This is a genomic window from Microcoleus vaginatus FACHB-2002 (genome assembly GCF_040004035.1).
Taxonomy (GTDB): domain Bacteria; phylum Cyanobacteriota; class Cyanobacteriia; order Cyanobacteriales; family Microcoleaceae; genus Microcoleus; species Microcoleus vaginatus_C.
Window position 1 is genome coordinate 285,031 of record NZ_JAMPLN010000003.1, and the last position, 20,327, is coordinate 305,357.

Consider the following 20,327-nt stretch of genomic DNA (forward strand, 5'->3'; position numbering starts at 1 on the left):
TTTTGCTGTTTTACCTGTGAATCGCCAACCTTAGGGGAACGGTGTCCGGGAGGCGACTGGCTAACAATGCTGTACTTGCGACCATAAAAGTTAATTCCGGTTGAGAGTAGTTGTTAAAACAAAAAAAGTGGTGCAGGGTTTTTACCGTTTCCCCTGCTTCGCAGTCTCTGAGGAGAGGCTAAACCCTCTACTAGAACAGCCCGACGAGATTGGCACAGGTTTTGACAGTTGCTCATACCGATTTATGAGTTCAGTGTTTAAGAAAATTGAGGAAATGCTCGCTCACGAGCATTGCAGGACTTAGGATTAAATAAGTCCTGCTTTAGTTTGGGAAATTTAAGTTCTGTTTTACTCTGACGTGCGTTTTCGCAATATTTCCCTTACTTCCATTAAAATCTGTCCCAACCTATTTTTGCCGCTGCCATCTTTACCGCAACCCCAATAGTAATCAACCGGAGAATTTTCGACTATTTCCTCATCGCCAGTAGCGAGTAAAATTTCTCTAATTTCGGGATGAGTTTCAAATTTGCGGAGTACGGCTTTTCTCATGATATCATCTTTGACTTGTTCCCAATCTTTGCGGAGGGGACGAGAGCGATCGCGCCCCATTTTTGCGGCATCTTTCGGCGTTTTTGCTTGGCGAATTTGGTCGCAATGAGCCGTTTTGGGAAACTTTTGTGCTTGAAAATAATGCTCAGTAGTTGGCCAATATTCTCCGTCTAACTCGAATCCATGACTGGAAAAATTAGAAAAACAGCCGTATTCGCTGGCAGTGGTGTAGAAGTAGATAACCATAAAGTCTGCGATTTCAATTTCGTTAATAATCTTGGTTGATCGTCAGCCTTACCTCTGTGGATTATTCACTATCTTCAACCGCAAATCAATATTTTCAAGATAGGAACCGATGTAAGATAGCAGGGCGTAGATGAATACTATCACCCCTACCATTTCCAAAATTTCCTCAACAGAAGCCAGCAGACCGTAGATCAAGTTTCGCTGACCTACCGCATCTGCATAATAGCCACAAACCATTTCCATGCCAAGTGCTCCACCGACATATATACTGCCTGCCAGTAAAAAGAAATCCCTTGTTTGCCGGGGTAAGTGCCGGAGAAACTTGAGATAAGCCAGCCCAGTAACCACAACAAAAATCGCCCCCGGAATTACCCATATGAAGTAAAAAATTCCCCCTAAATCCAGTGCTTTTCGCAAGTCGTTAATAATTAATATTTCGTGCAAACTCAAAATTTCATCTAAAGAAAAAAATACAAAGATGAACCCCAGCGCTTTCCAGTACCCAAAATACCGATCGCCCTGCTTCTTCTTAGCACTAGCAATAATACCTAGCAAAATCGCGCAAAACAGCAAAGTAAATGAGGAGTACCAGGAAGGATAATTTATTTCTCTGTCTAAGTTAAACAAACTAATCCAGCGTTGTTGATAGTTGAAACCGTACCGCAGAACTTGTACGATGCAACCAGCAACAGCAAAGAAGAGCACCCAAATGCTGAGAGAGAAAGCAACTCTCTTCGGCGAAACAGAAATCAGGAATTTCATCAAGTTTTTGATAAACTAGAACAAGGAAAATCAAACTATAAAGTAAAAAGTAAAAAATGGCAATAGCGGCGCAATCCGCCACCTCGGATTTTTATCTACAAAAAATAACCAATCACTGACAATGCACGTTCAAATTGAAACTTTCACTGTCCGCAAGCGGTTTGCGCTTACCATCAGCCGCGGTACAACAGCCCAAAGTACCAATTTATGGGTAAAATTAGCACACGAAGGAATCGAAGGCTGGGGAGAAGCATCGCCCTTTTCCACAGGTTCTCGGCCCCAAACTACCGAAATTCTGCTAGCTGCATTGCAGGAAGTTGCACCGCTGCTAGAAAAGTTGACTCCCTTCGATTGCCAAAAAATCGAACAAGTATTAACAGAGGTCAACTTACCCTCAGCCGCCCGCGCCGGCATCGACATGGCAATGCACGACTGGCTGGGCAAAAAAGCAGGCTTGCCGCTGTGGAAAATGTGGGGATTAGATCGATCGCGCATCGTCCCCACCTCCGTCACAATCGGCATTAATTCGCCCTCTGGTGCAAGAGAAAGAGTGCGCGATTGGTTTGGCAAAGATCCAGCAGGTATCAAATACCGCGCCGTCAAGGTCAAATTAGGAAATCCCGCAGGAATAGAAGCCGACCAAGCTATGTTAATAGCAGTGGTAGACGAAGCACCCCCTAACCTTAAAATCAGTGTAGATGCTAACGGCGGTTGGAGTTTAAAAGATGCTGCGGAGATGTGTCACTGGCTAGAAAAATATAAGATAAATTATGTCGAACAGCCGCTTTCACCCGTCGCCGATATGGATGAATTCTCAGAACTGTACCGTCAATCGCCCTTGCCAATTTTTGCTGATGAAAGTTGCTTTAATAGTTCCGATATACCCAAGTTAGCGCACTGCGTCCACGGCATCAATATCAAAATGATGAAGTCAGGGGGATTGACCGAAGCAATGCGGATGATTCACACAGCAAAAGCCTGCAATTTGCAAGTAATGTTCGGCTGCTATTCAGATAGCGCGATCGCAAATACAGCAGCAGCACAACTTTCACCGCTAGCTGACTATTTGGATTTGGACAGTCACTTAAATTTATTAGACGATCCTTTCACCGGTGCGATCGTCGAAAATGGGTGTTTGCTGCCAAACGAGCGATCGGGATTGGGAGTGCGGCGAGTTGAGATTGTAGAATAGAAGTAAGTAGGTAGCCGCCAATAAACTTTACCATGTAACAGAAAATCAAGCTAGCATAAACTTTGCGATTGCTTTCCGTCGGCTCGCGAAAGCTAAAGTTTCACTCACTGCGTCTAGGGCTTATATACTTTCTAGCTTCATCTACTTACAGTGAACCAATGACTAAAAACTATCCCATCAAAAATGGCAAAGTTGCTATCTTGCTGCACGAGGGAATTCTCGGCCCTTCCGGGAAAACAGGTTTAGCATTTTTGCGCTACAGCGAAGCACAAATTGTAGCAGTAATAGACCGCCAATGTGTAGGACAATCTTTACCTGAATTAACGGGCATTCCTCAACAAGTACCGATTGTTGCTTCCGTTGCAGAAGCACTGCAATTTGCGCCGGATATTCTGTTAATTGGTATCGCTCCTTCCGGCGGTATTTTGCCTGCGGAATGGCTGCCAGAAATTAATCAAGCGGTAGCAGCAGGTTTGTCTGTTGTCAACGGTTTGCACGCTAAACTAGCACCTTTGATAACAGTTCCTTTAACCGAAAATCAATGGATTTGGGACGTGCGTCAGGAACCGAAATCTGTCGGTGCGATCGCCTCTGCCGCCGCTGCTAAATTAAGTTGTCGCCGCGTGTTAACCGTCGGCACAGATATGAGTGTTGGCAAAATGTCAACCAGTCTGGAACTCAATCGCACTTGCTTGCAGCGGGGTTTGCGTTCCAAATTTTTGGCAACCGGACAAACGGGTTTAATGATCGGAAATGAAGGCATTCCTTTGGATGCAGTGCGAGTTGATTTCGCCGCTGGTGCAGTCGAACAAATGGTGATAAAATTGGGTTCTGAATGCGATATTCTGCACGTAGAAGGGCAAGGTTCGCTATTGCATCCGGGTTCGACGGCGACTCTGCCGCTGTTGCGGGGTTCGCAGCCAACTCACTTGATTTTAGCCCACCGAGCCGGACAAACTAGCATTCGCAATCACCCGCACGTATCGATTCCCAGGTTATCAAAAGTGGTCGGATTGTACGAAATGGTTGCCGCTGCTGCGGGTGCTTTTTCAGGAGGAAAAGTGAGTGCGATCGCCCTCAACACTCATCACTTAAATGAGGCAGATGCGCTGTTAGCAATAGCTGAAGTTCAAGCAGAAACGGGATTGCCTTGTACCGATGCGGTAAGGTTTGGCGCGGAGGTGTTGTTGGAGGCGATCAACAGTTGATCTGCTACAATCAACACCAACCAGCAAATACCTACATAAAACTATGACACAAAGCATTCAAGCAAAAACACTGACCCTGCACGATGTCAAAACAAAATTTAACTTCCAACTTTGTGAAGACGAGCAATTCTTCCGGGAGTGGATTGACGATTTACCAGAAATTACTGATGAAGAAAAGCGATATCTAGACAAAGTAAAGGCTGGCTATATTAACAGTGCCGACCACTCTATGATAGAAGATACCGTGAAAATGGTGGTACTTGCTCCATTGCTTTTTTTAGCAGATTTATACCTAAATCCATTTCACATAGAAGCAGAAAAATCGGTGGAACTTGTCACCGTGGATGAAGGTATACTTGTTAGAGGAAGTATTGATGTTCTGCTTTTAATTGAATCTTTTTGGGTTGTTGCGATCGAAGCGAAGCGAGCACAATATTCCGTTGAAGCTGGGCTTCCTCAGTTACTATTTTATATGCTGAATGACCCCAGCCCCGAACCAGTAACATTTGGGCTTCTGACGAATGGTAGCAGCTTTCGATTTATCAAAATGACCAAACGAGACACACCGCAGTATGCCGTCTCTAAACTTTTCGATATTGCGAATCCCGGAAATGAACTTTACGAAGTTTTTCGCATTTTGAAGCGGCTAGGTGGTATAATTTCTAGTGATTGAAGTTATACTTAAATGCACCCTCTGGAACTCGACCCGGAAAATAAGAATAAATTTACTAAGTAGGTAAGCGGGATTAAACCGAGCTATGTAACAATATATCAACAGGGCTAACTTAGCCACGCTTAGCGAATTTGGATACTTTACAAGTCTTAACATAATTGTGTTTTACAGCGCTTACCTACTTAGGTATTGATAACAAGAGTTAATTATAATGAATGATTTAGTTTATTTAACTGCTCATCAATTAGCAAAAGCAATCCGCATTCGTCAAGTCTCTTCAACAGAAGTAATAGAAGCTTATTTGAGTCAGATTGCTCAATACAACCCAGCACTAAATGCGATTGTGACTCTGGATGCGGAAAATGCGATCGCGCAGTCCAAAGTAGCAGATCGAGCATTAGCTCAAGGAGAAAATTGGGGGCCCTTACATGGAGTACCCGTAACTATCAAAGACACCCTCGAAACCAAAGGATTAGGCACAACCAGCAGTTATCAACCCTTAGCTAATTATGTCCCAAAGCAAGATGCTACCGTCGTCGCTCGACTGCGTGCTGCTGGAGCAATTATTTTGGGCAAGACGAATACACCACAACTAGCTGGTAACTTTCAGACCAACAGTCCTCTGTTTGGTAGAACAAACAACCCCTGGAACCATGAATATACGCCAGGCGGCAGCACTGGGGGTGGAGCGAGTGCTATAGCTGCGGGGTTATCCCCTCTTGAACTTGGTAGTGATATTGGTGGGTCAATCCGCGTTCCCTCTCACTTCTGTGGCATTTTCGGCTTGAAACCAACCCAGAATCGCGTCTCAACATTTGGACATATTCCAGAATTACCAGGAACACCTAAAACTATCCACCACTTACAAACAATAGGGCCTCTTGCCCGCTCTGTAGAAGACTTGCGATTGTGCCTGTCACTGATTCAAGATCCAGACCCCCGCCAGCCAGAAGTAATACCGATATCCAAACAAGTTAACCCAGCAACCACGCTACAATCGTACCGCTACGCTTGGACAGAAGGTTTTGGTGAGATTCCAGCCACAGCTCAAACCAAAGCTGCTCTAGAGAAATTAGCATCATCCCTGACAGATATAGGATGCTGTGTAGAGCAACACAACGAGCCGCCAAATTTTGATAGCAATGCGGTACGTGAGACTTACTTCAATATTTATAAATTTGAATTGGGTTTATCCCAGCCAAACCTGACGCAGATTCAACAGCAACAACGATATGTCACCGCCCTCATTGAGCGCGATATTCTGATTGCTAATATCGAAAGTTTCTTATCTAATTGGGATGTTTGGCTGTGTCCAGTGGTGCCAGTGCCTGCTTTCACCCACCGTCAGCCAGGAGAACCCATTGAGGTGGAGGGTCGCGAATTCTCTTATTGGACAACAATAGGTGCTTACGTAACAATTTTCAATTTAACTGGCAACCCTGCCGTAGTGCTGCCCTTTACCCAGTCAAAAGAAGGACTACCCATCGGCGTGCAAGTGGTGGGACGGCGTGGAAGCGATCTGAAACTGCTAGAGATTGCGGAAAAATTAACTCAAGTAACTGGTTTTTTTCAACGCCCGCCTGGGTATTAGAAATGTCATTTGTCATTGGTGTCGGGCATCTGACTGCGGGAGCAATGACCAAGAGCCATCGGCGTTGTCCCAGCCCATAAAGATTACTCTGTACCCTACGGTATAGCTTGAAAAAAGCCTGACGGTAGTTAACCCTCTTTTGTCACTTTCGGCAGAAAATAATCTGGGATGGTTATAGCGTAAGACTTTTACCAAAAACTTTGATTTCAGCCATTCTGTTAGAAAATAAATGCTCAAATCCTTAATATATCTACAGTTGAAACTTTGGTTCTCATTTTTAATTTCCCAGAGTGACAAAAGAGGGTTAAGTAGGCAAGCGGGATTAAACCGAGCTATGTAACAATATGTCAACAGGGCTAACTTAGCCAGGCTTAGGGCATTTGGATACTTTACAATCCTTAACATAATTGTGTTTTACAGCGCCTACCTACTTAAAGCTAATTTTATGGAATCATAATGAATGAAAGTTTTTTTTCGTTGCCGTCTGAATGCGCCATCCGCCCGGCATCCGCTCAAGACATCAAATCAATTAGAATGTTAGTGTGGAGCGCCCGACTCGATCCAACTCAGTTGCGCTGGGAGCAATTCTGGGTCATCGAATGCGAGGGAAAATTGGCAGCTTGCGGACAGTTGCGGAACTTTGCGGGCGCGCAAGAATTGGGCAGTTTGGTGGTGGCGAAAGATTGGCGCGATCGAGGTTTGGGAAGCTACCTCACAAAATATTTAATTCAACAAGCTACAGAACCGCTATATTTAGAATGTTTGGGAAAGCGACTCGCATCATTTTATACTCGCTTTGGCTTCGTAGAAGTTTCCGTACAAGAATTGCCGCAGTCCCTTAAATTCAAGTTCGGTTTGTCTCAATTAGCTAAAACTTTATTCAAAATTCCTGTAACAATTATGCAGTATCAAGCAGGTTGTCTATAATTATGACTTTTATGAATTTAAGATTCTGAATTTATGAATGGATTTTAAGTTCGACCTGTTCAATAATTGGATAACAGGGTGCGATCGAGCTGCATCAATCAAAAACTCCTACCGCCTCCTGATATCTGCGTAAGTCTCGATCGCCTATTTTCTATGCCTAAATAGGTAGGTACAAATCAATATCGCATGGGGAGGGTGGGTGAGTTGCCAAGTTTACTTGCTTATATCATTGATCCGCTTACGGGCCCCTAATGGCGCACTGGGTGTCAGAAACCGGGTTTTTAGGGGTTTGGTGCGTAAGTTACGGACTAGATATTTATGGATATTCCGGATTGGGCGATCGAGAATGCGTAAGTTCATAATTCACTGTTCGCGGTAGTCCAGTTGGCTAAATTGGTACAGCTACAAGGGTGATATGTAGGCAGAAACCTTTGCAAAATCGTTGTTTGCAGGTGGAAAAGTGTCATGTGCCAGTACCAGACTCGGAAAGTGGACTGGCGATCGCACCAAAGATATTCGACTCCTGGCAAATTAGTAAGTGTAAAGCAAGTGAGTCAAAACCCAATCAAAACATAAAACCCAAAAATAAAACATTTTCACAGCAGCAGTAATGCGGAATCAGACAATCTCTAATGTAGCTAACCACATCTACCCTTAAGGTAAATCCCACCAACTACTCAACCATGAAATCCTTAATTCAATACCTCGGAATTACTGGATTTTGACTCCCCGCAACCGCTTCTCAAATCCCCTCAACATTTCAAAAATTCTTTGCCTTTTATCCTGATAAACCCACGGAAGGCAGGAACAATGAAATATCAAGGCAATCAATCTTAACCGAGGAAATGCAGCCTCTCAAATAGCATAAACACACAATTACACATCCATATATTTTAACACCACAGGAGTAAATATCATGTTCAACGTAGTAAAAGCTTTCGGCTCGATTTTCTCCACCCAAGGATACAGCGGCGCTAACAATATGCTCATCAAAAATTACGTCAACACCAATTTTAACTACTTCAACGAAGAAGCAGTCGTTGATGAATCGATTTACCCGAATCAAACAGGTCGCGTCCGCTTCCAAGGTAGCTGGTGGCCCGCACGTTGCGATCGCCAAATCACCCTCACACCGGGAGACACGGTTTATGTCATCGGCGTTGACAACATCACTTTGTTAGTTTCCCTGGCTCCTGCAGACTAAATCAGAGCATGAACAACCTGGCAATCAATTTCAACCAGGAAATGCTACTTTTCAAAGAGCTTCAAATAGGCGATTAAACTTCGATATATATTAACACAAAAGGAGTCAACAAAATGTTTAACGTAGTAAAAGCTTTCGGTTCTATTTTTTCCTCTCAAACCTACAGCACAGAAAACAATCTCTTAATGGATAACTACATCAACACCAATTTTAACTACTTCAACGAAGAAGCAGTCGTCGATGAATCGATTTACCCGAATCAAACAGGTCGCGTCCGCTTCCAAGGTAGCTGGTGGCCCGCACGGTGCGATCGCCAAATCACCCTCACACCGGGAGACACGGTTTATGTCATCGGCGTTGACAACATCACTCTGTTAGTTTCCCTCGCTCCGGCAGACTAAACTAGAAAGTAATCTCAACTTTTTCACTGTCTGAGCCCCGACTTATTGAATAAGTCGGGGCTCAGACTATTTTGTTTTTTAGTGGCAACTTGGCTTAAATATCCCCTTTATTTCTTAGCCCGCGGAGGCGGGCATTGTTTGTGTAGTAGCGGTTTCAACCGCCGAATTATAAAGGAGGTAAGCGGTTGTACACTAAAATAAAATGGCATTTTTGAGAGCTTGTTTGTTGAGGCGATCGCCGAGTTGAGATTCGCTACTTTCTCCGCTGACTGCTGCTTTTTCTGATGCCTTAGCCGGCGGTAGTGGTTCGAGCAGTTTGGCTTGAGCTTCCTGAATTGAAGGGTAATTTTCAGCCCAGGATGAAATCGCTTCTGAAAGGACATCGATCTCATCGGATAAGGGTTCAATTAGCTGGGCTAGTTCGGTTAATTGTTCGGCCCCGAAGAGCGATCGCTGCTGAGTTAATAGTTCGATAAACGAGTCGATATTTTGTTCGGGGAGTGACATCGATTCCCGTTGGATTTTGTTAATTGTTTGCCGAACAAATTCGAGAGACAAATCTAATAATTGCGCGATCGTCTCTAAATTCATTCCAAACGCTATCATCCGACGAATGGCTTCTAACTTCGCCTGCCGTTCACCTTGTTCGAGTCCTTCTTCTAAACCTTCTTGCTTGACTTCCTGGTAAAATCGAGTTTGTCTGAGTTCGCTTAAATTCAACATGGCGGCAATTTCCTCGCGGCTTTTCTGGGGGAGTTTGTAGACGATAATTGTTTCGATTAGGTTAATTAAATCGCGTAGAACGGTTGGATCGGACAACTGTTGTCGGGCCATTGCGATCGACTGCCGTGCTTGTTCTGCTGCTGTCTCTGCTGGCTCGATTACCAGTTTAACAACTTTCACTCCGAGCGATCGATCTGCGGCTTCTGGCAATTCATCGAGGTAAATCCGTTGGACGCGCTGACTGGTTAAGAGTTCTTGAAATTGCAGCATCTGTTCGTGTTCGATGCGGCGATTGGGATAGATGACAACCACGCGCCAAGGATTAACGGGTTTGTATTGTCGCAGGTAGAGAAAGAGTTCGCCAAAGATGCGGTAGTACAAGTCGGCATCGGGTTGAAACTGAACTTCAGCCAAGTAAAATGGTTTTTCAGGTTCTTCGGTTTTGGGGAGAAATAACCCGTCGATGCGGAATGCGAGTTGTTTGATTTCGCGGGAGGTGAATTCATAGGCGGTGGCTGCGTCTGGAGGGCGATCGATCAGTTCAAAGAAGAAGCTGGGAAATTCTTGAAACAGGCTGTAGAAAATGGTGTCTGTTTTCATGAGTTGTCGATGCGAATCGCAGATGGGTACTATACCATGCCAAGAGAGAACTATGACGAACCGATCGCCTTTTTGAATTTTTTCGCAAAGGCGATCGCTAATTTCTATAATTATTTGCTTGAGCGGTCATGCGAGGATGGAAATTATTTTGGTTTTAAGAATTTGTATTCATAAAAAAATGTCTACCTTCGATCGAGATAGACAATTTCCAATTATTGCTGGTTGTAGATAGATTAACGAATTGACTTTCCGAGCAAAATGGGTTGGTTCTACAGCCAAATGACTTACTACTTTTGATAACCTAGTCGCTTCCTTATGAATATAGTCTCTTTTGTTGCAGGACAGGCATTGGGTTGCAGGACAGTAACCGCAACATATACTGGATCATCTAGCAGGAAGTCGCAGGCAAATTCCTTTCCTCGCGAAATGAGTGCAGATTTACCGGCAGGAGAGATTAGATACACATATGCATCATTAGCAACAGTTATGGATACCCCTACTGAGATGAAGTCTTTGACGTATTTGGGTATATCTTGGGATGCCTCCTCTTCAATTTTCGTTCGTGGTGTTGGTTGTACAGCAGAATGACTTACTAATTGTGATAACTTAGTCGGGTCTTTATGGATAGAGTCAGTTATTTGCTTTGTCGTCTCTAGGGTAATCAAATCAATGGCTCTGTCATCTACAACAGCCTTAGTGATAGGTTGCCATATATTTTTAACAAGTGAAATGGCTTGTTTAAAAGACCGTGGAATCTGTTTCCCAGAGATAGCCTCTGCTGGAAAGGAGAAAGTTAACACAGAGCCTGCCATCAAAAGTGCGCCTAAATACTGCTTAAGTTTCATCTTTACCTCACTTTTCGCTTAATCTACGTTATAAAAACAGCACACCTGGTAGTTTTTATTATAATGAATATTTTACATTGCTGTCTACCTATATTACCCACATTCTGCACCCTCAACTGGCACAATCGGTTTCCTCAGTATTTGGGGCCATCTCTATATCGTGGAGTATAGCAAAGCACTCCCTTAATGGGGAGTGAATAAACTCATAGCCACCACCGACTGGCTGGAGCAATTTTAGTTTTACAGCATAGTTCAGAACTTTGGCATAGTTGCACGGATGCCCCTTACAACGAAGAATCAAACGTAGGATGAAATGCTGAATACATGTCGTTAAACACCCATTAAAAAGGGCAACTATTAATCCCATCCATAGAAAAAACCTTAATAGAGCTAGAAATTGTGAGAAAAACAAGTCCGGTGTTTGAATTAACTGAAGAGAAAGAACAGCAGGAAAAATGATAGCAATACCTCCCACCATGCAAACTACATTGATGGCTGCATTCCAAATTCCTTGATTGGAAGTATTTTTTTTTCTTCTCCCGAACCAACTTAAGTTTAGGTAATTGCCAAATGTAGCATTTACTATGTTTTTTTCAAAAACCTTTATTTTTTGGGGGAAACTAGCTGCTACTGCAATAACCCCACTCACAATTATACCGAAAACCCAATCTGAAATATCGAGATTCCTCTTAGTATAATAAATGAAGCCTATGCGGGGTATTAATAAAATTAAAAATATGCTTAGTGCAACAAGTAAAACATACCACTTCCTAGTTCCACGAGGTAGCCAAGAAGGCTGCATTTTTTCAATAAAGAATTCGGTTTTACTGTGGGTTTGTAATTGCTTAGCAAGCCATATAAGCAAGCCTATCGTTCTTGTTTGTTTCTTCAAATCATTTTTTTCTGGTTGCAAACACGATTGCATATAATATAATACTGATAAATATGGTTGACGATGTTCCAAAGAATTGAAATTATTCAATTTATCAATTATTGGTTTCATAGCATCATATACTTTTTTAAGGAAAAGCGGTCGTCGCAGTACATTTAGTAATTTATCGAATTCATCGTGATCTTGTCTTTCTAGAGTGTTCAAAAATTCAAGGAAAAGAGGTTGTTCCTGTCCATCTCGTGATTTCTCGGGATTTTTGTCTTGTATATTTTGCAAAATTTCTTTTCTGAGTTCCCTGTCTCTATCCGCTAAATATTGTTCAATTTGTGCCTTGCTGAGATCTTTTAAGTAAATTGCCCTATTCAGTTGTAGTTTAACATCTAAAGTTGCGTATTCCTGCAGACGACTACATATTACTAAGCAAGGAGGAGACCAGCGTGGCTTGTCAGTAAAATGTTCGCCTGCTTTTAATAGCTTATTAATTGCTTGTATCCAATCTATTCGGTGATTTGATTCTAATTCATCGAAACTATCTAGCATTAACAAAATCTTACGATTAATTAATAAATATTTCAAATTTTCTTGATGAATTCCGCAAGGATACTCTTTCTCCACTGCTTCCACCAACCAATCAATCATGTCAATCATGGTTTTTGGCTCTTTTTTCCCAGACAAAAATTTCAGGAAAACTGGAATTGGATAATTGCCTTTGTCGAGCAATTCTCGTGCTAGCAAAAGCATAGTCGTTGTTTTTCCCGAGCCTGGTTCACCTAAAATAAGAAGTGTTTTTGCATCTTCAAATATTTTAAAGATGCTCATATTATCCGGTATTTCTCCTTCGTACCTACTGAGATATACACGGTCAGGGTGGTCTACTTGTTCTTGCTGCCATTTCTTATATAGGTTGATTGGCTCAACATTTTCCGGTAATTCTTTTAGAAGTTCCTCAATTCTTTCTCGCACCCGTTCCCGTAACTCCTTTTCGTCCGAAAGTTTTTTGGCAAGCTGAATCTTACGAACCAAGGCGTCAAGGGCTTCATCGTTCCAAGTGTAGCAAATTTTATCGCCTATATATATCTCTTTCCCTTCACCGATATTAATGTTGTACTTACCCAGTTGAATGGATAGTTGGCGCTCGCCATCCTCAAGTTGCTGACGTAGAATATTCATATCCTCATCAGTTTGTTGTCCCTTTTCAATCCGATTCAGAATTTGTTTGAGATTTTCAGAAAGTGCCATTTTGAAGCCTAGTTTGAGTGGATTGCGATCGCCTTAAAGTTTTTATTCTTGACTCTGCTTTGTCATTCAGAAAATCAGCTTATAAAAGCTGTTTTACATTTAAACTGTGTGTCAAAAATCAATAAAACTATTGTGGGACGGGCTTCTAGCCTGTCCCGAATTTTAAATTTAAATGCGTAATAGCTTAAAAGTTATCACCAATGTGAAAATCTCGAACATCTCGAACTTCATTGATATTGGTAATATATCTCCCGTACTGCTTAATATTCTGGGCAATTTGATTAATCTTCTGAGTCGATTCGGGCTTAACTTCCTCCCACCCTTTATCCGGCAAACCCTTGCCCCCGCGAAGGTTGGCAATAATAAAATCACCTGCATCCATGTCGAAGTGAGGCGTTTGCTCGGCTCCATACAACTTACGTGCAGTTTCAGGCACAGCTTTGCTCAAGTGATTCATTAAGTTAGATACCTTGATTTCCCGATCGCCGGGTTGGTTGGCCGCACCTTGCAATGCTTCCAGAAGATGGTAAGTATAAACACTACAAGAATCATCCTTAACCCAAGACACTTGGTCGCCTTCAGATGAGGTAAAAACCACCCGACCCTTCACCTGTTTAATGGCATCAATTACCCCTTTCGATGGAGCAACGCGCTGAAAATCATCCAAAAATTTTGCATCAGCTTCCTCTGGATCTTTAGACGTTGCCATTCCTGCTGCATGACAGCTATCAATTACAACTAGCAAGCGTTCAGCCTGAATTTCTCGTAATGCTTCAGTAAAAGCTTTCCCTGATAGCGCAGTATCCTCTAGTTTCCGAATTTTCACGTCATGTTGTATCAGATAAAAGCTATTGTCATCCTTCTTGAACCAGCCATGACCTGAATAGTATACAAATATAGTAGCCTTTGGTTCTACTTCTGCCTTCTCTTTCAACCACTTCAAGCCATCTAAAATCCGAGCGCGAGTAGCCTCCTCATTATTCAGCACCAGGATATGCTCCCCATCATTAGGATAGGCGCATAACTCAGGATCGATCAGCGCCGCATAAATTGCTTGGGTATCTTTAACCGTCACAGGCAGAGACAAGGGCTGATAAGCACACTCCCCAACACCAACGAGCAACGCATAGCCTTGATTAAATAGTTCAGTCATCTTTTTATCTCATTATCTGTACCAATCGAACTTTTGCAGTCTATCTGTAGAGCTCCCTAAAGATTAACATAACACAACTACCGGAAAAAGGCTTTCTGTTCTTCAGCTAAATCTTGAAAAAAATGCGGTATATCACCATGCAAATATATGGTTAAATAAGTTGAGACACATACTAGCCATATTTAAACCAGTGAACTTTCAATCAGTCATTGCCACCTTAAACAAATTCTGGAGCGATCGAGGCTGCCTGATCGCCCAATCCTACGACACAGAAAAAGGTGCAGGAACCATGAATCCCCACACCTTTCTCAGAGCAATCGGCCCCGAACCTTGGTCAGTCGCCTACATCGAACCCTGTCGCCGCCCCACCGACGGACGCTACGGCGAAAATCCCAACCGCTTCCAACATTACTATCAATATCAAGTTTTAATTAAACCCTCTCCTCCAAACATCCAAGACATCTATTTAGACTCCCTCAGAGCATTAGGAATTAGCCCAGAAGACCACGACATTCGCTTCGTAGAAGACAACTGGGAATCGCCCACCCTGGGAGCTTGGGGCGTGGGCTGGGAAGTCTGGCTCGACGGCATGGAAATCACCCAATTTACCTACTTTCAACAGTGCGGTAGCATTGACTGTCGCCCCGTCTCCATTGAAATTACCTACGGACTAGAACGCCTAGCAATGTATCTCCAAGAAGTCGATGCCATGACGAAAATTCAGTGGAAAGATGGCATAACTTACGGCGACGTTCACCTGCAAGGAGAAATAGAACAGTGTACTTATAACTTTGAAGCTTCCAATCCAGAATTGCTGTTTACTCTATTTGGATTGTACGAGCAAGAAGCCGAACAATTGACCAAAAAAGGATTGGTTTTGCCTAGTCTTGATTATGTGTTAAAATGTTCTCACACTTTCAATTTGCTCGATGCTAGAGGTGTGATTTCGGTAACGGAAAGAACTCGGTATATCACCAAAATTCGCAATTTGGCGCGGCGAGTTGCTCAGCTTTATTTGGAACAGCGCGAAAAGCTGGGTTTTCCTTTAGAAAAAACTGTAAAAGTTTGAGTTTGAGTCGGATTGTGGGGCGGGCATCTTGCCTGCCTTAAGAACGGGCAAGATGCCCGTTCCACAAAGAGTGAGTTGGATTGGGGAGTGGGCATCTTGCCTGCCTCAAGAACGGGCAAGATGCCCGTTCCACGAAAGCCATATTTTTAATTAATTAAATGCCTAATTATTCGGAAAATAATACAGAAACAAATCCTCAACTGCGAATTGATAATGTTAGTTTAAAAACACCGATCGCCTCAAGTCATTTGTTGGAAAATATATCGTTTCAGATACACAAGGGATCTCGCGTGGCAATTGTTGGCCCTTCAGGTGCGGGGAAAACAACGCTGTTGCGGTTGCTAAATCGGCTCAGCACTCCCACCAGCGGCTCGATTTATCTGGAAAATACAGAATATCGGCAAATACCTGCGATCGAACTCCGCAAACAAATCACCCTCATCCTGCAAGAATCCAAGCTTTTGGGAATGTCGGTGCGAGAAGCATTGGCTTATCCATTGAAGCTGCGGGGGGTGGCTGCATCAAACATTGCTGAGAGAATTAGCGGGGCGATCGAACAACTGCACATACCCCAAGAATGGCTCAATCGCACCGAATTGCAGCTTTCCACAGGCCAAAAACAGCTCGTGGCGATCGCCCGCGGCATCATCCTGCAACCAAAAATCTTGCTTTTAGACGAGCCCACATCCGCCCTAGACGCAGGAAAAGCCGCCCACCTTTTGCAAGTATTGACACAGCTAACAAACGGCCAAACCACAATTGTAATGGTAAACCATCAATTAGAATTAGCCGAGCAATTTAGCACGCGAATTCTGCATTTACAGCGCGGAAAGCTCATCGAAGATTTGCCCTCTCATCAAATAAATTGGGTGCAACTGCGGCAAAATTTAATCCAAGCAGAAGCAGAAGCCCAAGAAGAATGGTGAACAAACTAAAAAACAATTTCTGCGACGGGTTGCGTAATTAATTTGGATGTTTTAACCGCAGAGGGCGCAGAGGGCGCAGAGAAAGAGAAGATAAGAGGGAAAGAGAGAAGTTTACAAATTGTTGAGGATTGCTAGACATACCGTCAGCTATTAGCTTTGGCAATGTTGTTTAATGTTGGCATTTGTGCTTTTACGCTAAATCGTTACTGGGGAATTAAACCCATTTTTTGATAAAGTGGTCGGACTATGTTTTTTAAAGCTGGCAACTGTTTGGTAAAAACTATCGAGCCTAAAACACAAACTATACCTCCAATGATGACTGTATTTGGAGCGCCGATATAATTTGCCAATCCGCCGGCAACTAAATTCCCAAACGGTGTCACTCCAAAAAATGCCATCGTGTATATGCTCATCACTCTTCCGCGTTTGTCGTCTTCCACAATTGTTTGCAAAAATGTGTTTCCTCCTGCAAATTGGATAATGAAACCAAACCCCACAAACAACATCATGATTAATGACAGCCACAAGACGCGGGACAAACCAAAACCTATCAGCCCGAATCCCATAATTGCTGGTGAAATCGCAATCAATTTGCCGAGGCCAACTATACTTTTGCGAGAAATCAAATAAATCGCGCCCGCAAAGGCTCCGACTCCCGAAGATGCCATCAAAAAGCCGAGGGTTTGTGCGTCGCCTTGCAGAATTTTGGTGGCAAAAATAGGGACTAATACTGTGTGCGACATTCCGGCAAAACTGACTAATGCTAATAGCAGTAAAATTGCTCGAATCGGGGGAAACCCGAAGGCATAAACGAATCCTTCTTTCAATCTTTGTAAGGGTTTAGTATTAGTTGCGGCAATTTTACGGGCTTTGATTTGCATCGCTAATAAGCCTGCAATTACAGCGATGTAGCTGAGTCCGTCAATGAGAAAGCAATAACTTGCCCCGACTGTAGCTATTAGCAAGCCTGCAATTGCTGGGCCGATTAATCTGGCGCCGTTGAACATGGAAGCGTTGAGGGCGATCGCATTTGCTAAATCTTCTTTCTTTTCTACAAGTTCCGGTACAAAAGCTTGCCGTGCCGGCGCGTCAAAGGCATTAATTGCGCCTTGAAAGAAACTCAGTACCAGGATCTGCCAAATGTTAACGACTCCTGTTAGTGCTAAAAATGCTAGCGCTAAGGATTGAACCATCGCTAATATTTGAGTGGCAATTATGACTCGGTGGCGGTTCCAGCGATCGATTAAAACTCCTGCAAAAGGCAGTAAAATTAATGTGGGGATTTGACTTGTAAATCCCACCACGCCGAGCATCCAAGGTGAATCGCTCAAATTGTAGACAAGCCAAACAGTAGCGACTTGCGTCATCCAACTGCCAATCAGTGAGAGGCCTTGTCCTGCAAAAAACAGGCGATAATTTCTCGATCGCAGGGCTGGAGGAATTGGTATAGTTTTGATTTTTGCTAGTAGATTCATGCGAGAGTACGGCTAGAGCAATCCTATTTGATTGGTAAACATTTTTTAGGGGTAGCACCCCTGGGCTTACCCCTAATTAGCAAAGGGCAACCATCGGGGGACTGCCCCTAGACTTATTATTACGAATCATTGAGAATTGCGATATGAGCCGAAGGTTCTATTTTACAACTCCCGAAAACCCGGATTTGAGTATTGTTAAATTTTTGCCCGTAGCAAAACGATCGCCACATTTTAATTTTTCTGTCGCGATCGCTTGACTAACGAGAAATTCCGTCCCCGAACTCTTGCCTCAATTAATGCTTAACAGCCAAGTACCGAGGTAACGCAGCAAGGGAACGTCTCCGGGGGTGCGGATGCGGACGTTGAAATGGTACATTCCGCCGGGAGATGGGTTTCTAACGTTGGAGAGTACAACCTCAACATTGTTGCCTGCAGGAATTGGTTCTTTGGGATAAATTTCTATGAAACGATTTTCTTTGTCCCAGATTACTTCTTGCAATTCTATTGTTTTGTCTTTGACGCGCACTTTAATGTCTTTTTGGTCAAATTCGCCTTTGTAGTAGTCTGGATAGGATATGTTCAGTTGGGCGATCGCCAAACTTACTTTTTTGGAAGGAATTCGCAGCCGATATCTATCGCCACTCATCCCGGGTGTACCGTAATCCAAGCGATAGCTTAATTGGTTGGCGCGATCGGGGCCGCCAAAAATCGTCAATCCTGGCATGGACTGGGCTAAACTGATGGCGGGCAACCCAGTCACCAAGCAACCTGTAACCGCTAGTGCTGAAAATAATCGTCGCATAACAACTCCTCTAATTAAACTCTTGGTGAACCTTAAATATTGCTCGCCCGAAATTTGCGATCGTGCCTACAATATATCGAATCTCTCAGCAATTTGATGAGGGCGAGCGATCGCCGGCTCAGGTCACTTTTTTTTGCGTAATTTTTGCGTAATACTGATAACAGACATTCAGACTACAGAATTAGGCGACATAAAATTATATCATAACTGGTGGCAAACTTAACCATTTAGCGAATTTGAATGTATAAGATAAGTTAAAGATACGGGTCGAATTTGGGCGATCGGCTTTAGTATCAACGAGAGAAGTTTAGGGCAACGGCTGCTTCAATGTAAAGCAAGGCATCGGGCGATTAAAAATCGCACTTCAAGAAACCTGCGGAGGCAGGTTTTGTCTGTGTAGGCGCGGTTTCAACCGCCCTGGGAAGGCTTAAATAAGGAGAGTTCATGAAATTAGCGATCGCAAAAGAAATAGCAGCAGGGGAACGCCGGGTGGCTTTAGTACCCGACGCTGTAGCCCGATTAGTCAAACAGGGCGTAGAAGTTTGGGTTGAGGCCGGTGCCGGCGCACAATCCTTTTTCTCGGATCTTGCTTACGAAGAAGCGGGAGCTCAGGTTGTCGCCGATACCGCTAGGGTGTGGGGCGAAGCCGATGTCGTCGTGAAAATCGGGGCCCTGCAAGAATCAGAAGTTCATCAACTCCGGGAAGGAGGCGTTTTCATCGGATTTTTGAATCCTCTGGGAGATCCAGCTTTAGTGCAGCGTTTAGCCGATCGCCAAGTAACGGCATTCAGCATGGAAATGATCCCGCGCACCAGCCGCGCTCAAAGCATGGATGCGCTGTCATCTCAGGGCAACGTCGCCGGTTACAAAGCGGTATTAATCGCAGCCGCAGCTTTGCCAAAGTATTTTCCGATGCTGACAACGGCGGCGGGTACAATTCGCCCCGCGAAAGTATTGGTAATGGGTGTGGGCGTTGCTGGCTTACAGGCGATCGCCACGGCCCGCCGTTTGGGTGCGGTAGTCGAAGCCTTCGACATCCGCCCAGAAACAAAAGAACAAGTGCAAAGTTTGGGCGCTAAATTCCTTGATGTCGAACTCAAGGAAGAAACCGTCGCCGCCGGAGGCTATGCTAAAGAACTATCAGAAGCGGCTAAAGAATACACCCGCCAAGTGCTCACCCAACACGTCAGCGCTTCCGATGCAGTGATTACAACCGCTCAAGTTCCCGGCAGAAAAGCACCTATTTTAGTTACTAGAGAAATGGTTTCTCAAATGAAGCCCGGATCGGTAATTGTTGACCTCGCGGGCGAACAAGGTGGCAATTGCGAATGCACGGAAGCGGGGAAAGATGTTGAATGGAACGGCGTTAATGTCATCGGCCCGATTAATGTGCCCTCGTCGATGCCTGTCCACGCTAGCGAAACTTACTCGAAGAATATCTCGGCTTTACTTCAGTTGATGGTGAAAGATAAGGAACTCAATTTGAATTTTGAAGACGATATCATTGCTGGTGCTTGCGTTGCCCGCGACGGTGAGATTAGTAACCAGCGAGTTCGCGATGCTTTGGCAGCTCAGGCCTCAGCCGTCAGTTAGATTCTGTCGTTATGAGGCCAAGTCCGGCAAGGGTTGAAACCCCTGCCTCAAAGCTAAAGTCCTCTCAAGAGGACTGAAGAACTGATTAAATATCTCCTAAAAAGGCTTTTTTGAACAGGCAAGATGCCTGTTCCACAAGAATTATTGGAGAGGTCTATTAGTCCTCTTAAGAGGACTTTGGCTTTGAGCCAGGGAATTCATTCCCTGGCGGGCTGGCGGACGCAACCGAGAACGAGTTATTTCCAATTACCAATTAC

Annotated in this window: 18 protein-coding genes; 10 read left to right on the top strand and 8 right to left on the bottom strand. The window is 43.9% G+C overall.

The window, feature by feature from the left end:
* Positions 1–348: 348 nt before the first annotated feature.
* Entirely contained in the window at positions 349–795 is a 447-nt protein-coding gene (gene ybiA, locus NDI35_RS04220; RefSeq protein WP_445311618.1) for a riboflavin biosynthesis intermediates N-glycosidase, read from the bottom strand.
* A gap of 48 nt (positions 796–843) precedes the next feature.
* Entirely contained in the window at positions 844–1,557 is a 714-nt protein-coding gene (locus NDI35_RS04225; protein WP_445311619.1) for a DUF8692 domain-containing protein, read from the bottom strand.
* Between the two features lie 121 nt (positions 1,558–1,678).
* Here NDI35_RS04225 and NDI35_RS04230 point away from each other — a divergent pair, with 121 nt between their 5' ends.
* The 7 genes from NDI35_RS04230 to NDI35_RS04260 all read left to right on the top strand — a co-directional run bounded on the left by NDI35_RS04230 (position 1,679) and on the right by NDI35_RS04260 (position 8,753).
* The gene (locus NDI35_RS04230) at positions 1,679–2,749 is read left to right on the top strand and encodes a mandelate racemase/muconate lactonizing enzyme family protein (protein ID WP_445311620.1); all 1,071 of its coding nucleotides are present in this window, start codon (positions 1,679–1,681) and stop codon (positions 2,747–2,749) included.
* A 158-nt stretch (positions 2,750–2,907) separates the two neighbouring features.
* The gene (locus tag NDI35_RS04235; protein ID WP_445311621.1) at positions 2,908–3,957 is read left to right on the top strand and encodes an N-acetyltransferase DgcN family protein; all 1,050 of its coding nucleotides are present in this window, start codon (positions 2,908–2,910) and stop codon (positions 3,955–3,957) included.
* A gap of 43 nt (positions 3,958–4,000) precedes the next feature.
* Positions 4,001–4,630, top strand: coding sequence for a type I restriction endonuclease (locus tag NDI35_RS04240; RefSeq protein ID WP_445311622.1), 630 nt, complete (start codon positions 4,001–4,003; stop codon positions 4,628–4,630).
* 211 nt (positions 4,631–4,841) lie between these two features.
* Positions 4,842–6,221: an amidase gene (locus tag NDI35_RS04245; protein ID WP_445311623.1), complete on the top strand. Its 1,380-nt coding sequence runs from the start codon at positions 4,842–4,844 to the stop codon at positions 6,219–6,221.
* 456 nt (positions 6,222–6,677) lie between these two features.
* Positions 6,678–7,148 carry a GNAT family N-acetyltransferase gene (locus tag NDI35_RS04250; RefSeq protein WP_445311624.1) on the top strand — a complete coding sequence of 157 codons (471 nt, stop codon included), beginning with the start codon at positions 6,678–6,680 and terminating at the stop codon, positions 7,146–7,148.
* Between the two features lie 916 nt (positions 7,149–8,064).
* Positions 8,065–8,352, top strand: coding sequence for an NfeD family protein (locus NDI35_RS04255; protein ID WP_333035279.1), 288 nt, complete (start codon positions 8,065–8,067; stop codon positions 8,350–8,352).
* Positions 8,353–8,465: 113 nt separating this feature from the next.
* The gene (locus tag NDI35_RS04260) at positions 8,466–8,753 is read left to right on the top strand and encodes an NfeD family protein (RefSeq protein ID WP_445311625.1); all 288 of its coding nucleotides are present in this window, start codon (positions 8,466–8,468) and stop codon (positions 8,751–8,753) included.
* 192 nt (positions 8,754–8,945) lie between these two features.
* On the opposite strand, the gene NDI35_RS04265 is transcribed toward NDI35_RS04260, so the two are convergent.
* The 4 genes from NDI35_RS04265 to NDI35_RS04280 all read right to left on the bottom strand — a co-directional run bounded on the left by NDI35_RS04265 (position 8,946) and on the right by NDI35_RS04280 (position 14,205).
* A complete protein-coding gene (locus NDI35_RS04265; protein ID WP_445311626.1) occupies positions 8,946–10,076 on the bottom strand; it encodes an Rpn family recombination-promoting nuclease/putative transposase in 1,131 nt (376 codons plus the stop codon).
* 287 nt (positions 10,077–10,363) lie between these two features.
* Positions 10,364–10,921 (bottom strand): hypothetical protein, encoded by a 558-nt coding sequence (locus tag NDI35_RS04270; RefSeq protein WP_445311627.1) that lies wholly within the window; start codon positions 10,919–10,921, stop codon positions 10,364–10,366.
* A gap of 112 nt (positions 10,922–11,033) precedes the next feature.
* Positions 11,034–13,052, bottom strand: a complete 2,019-nt coding sequence (locus tag NDI35_RS04275; RefSeq protein ID WP_445311628.1) for an NACHT domain-containing protein — start codon at positions 13,050–13,052, stop codon at positions 11,034–11,036.
* Positions 13,053–13,236: 184 nt separating this feature from the next.
* On the bottom strand, positions 13,237–14,205 hold the full coding sequence (locus NDI35_RS04280) for a caspase family protein (RefSeq protein ID WP_445311629.1): 969 nt from the start codon (positions 14,203–14,205) through the stop codon (positions 13,237–13,239).
* Positions 14,206–14,395: 190 nt separating this feature from the next.
* On the opposite strand from NDI35_RS04280, the gene glyQ reads away from it, so the two are divergent.
* Together glyQ and NDI35_RS04290 are read left to right on the top strand one after the other, a co-directional pair.
* Positions 14,396–15,274 carry a glycine--tRNA ligase subunit alpha gene (glyQ, locus tag NDI35_RS04285; protein ID WP_333136514.1) on the top strand — a complete coding sequence of 293 codons (879 nt, stop codon included), beginning with the start codon at positions 14,396–14,398 and terminating at the stop codon, positions 15,272–15,274.
* A 158-nt stretch (positions 15,275–15,432) separates the two neighbouring features.
* Entirely contained in the window at positions 15,433–16,200 is a 768-nt protein-coding gene (locus tag NDI35_RS04290) for an ABC transporter ATP-binding protein (RefSeq protein ID WP_445311630.1), read from the top strand.
* A gap of 203 nt (positions 16,201–16,403) precedes the next feature.
* On the opposite strand, the gene NDI35_RS04295 is transcribed toward NDI35_RS04290, so the two are convergent.
* Positions 16,404–17,675: an MFS transporter gene (locus NDI35_RS04295; RefSeq protein ID WP_445311631.1), complete on the bottom strand. Its 1,272-nt coding sequence runs from the start codon at positions 17,673–17,675 to the stop codon at positions 16,404–16,406.
* Positions 17,676–17,964: 289 nt separating this feature from the next.
* A complete protein-coding gene (locus tag NDI35_RS04300) occupies positions 17,965–18,477 on the bottom strand; it encodes a DUF2808 domain-containing protein (RefSeq protein WP_445311632.1) in 513 nt (170 codons plus the stop codon).
* Positions 18,478–18,921: 444 nt separating this feature from the next.
* Here NDI35_RS04300 and NDI35_RS04305 point away from each other — a divergent pair, with 444 nt between their 5' ends.
* Positions 18,922–20,070, top strand: coding sequence for a Re/Si-specific NAD(P)(+) transhydrogenase subunit alpha (locus NDI35_RS04305; RefSeq protein ID WP_445311633.1), 1,149 nt, complete (start codon positions 18,922–18,924; stop codon positions 20,068–20,070).
* Positions 20,071–20,327: the final 257 nt, after the last annotated feature.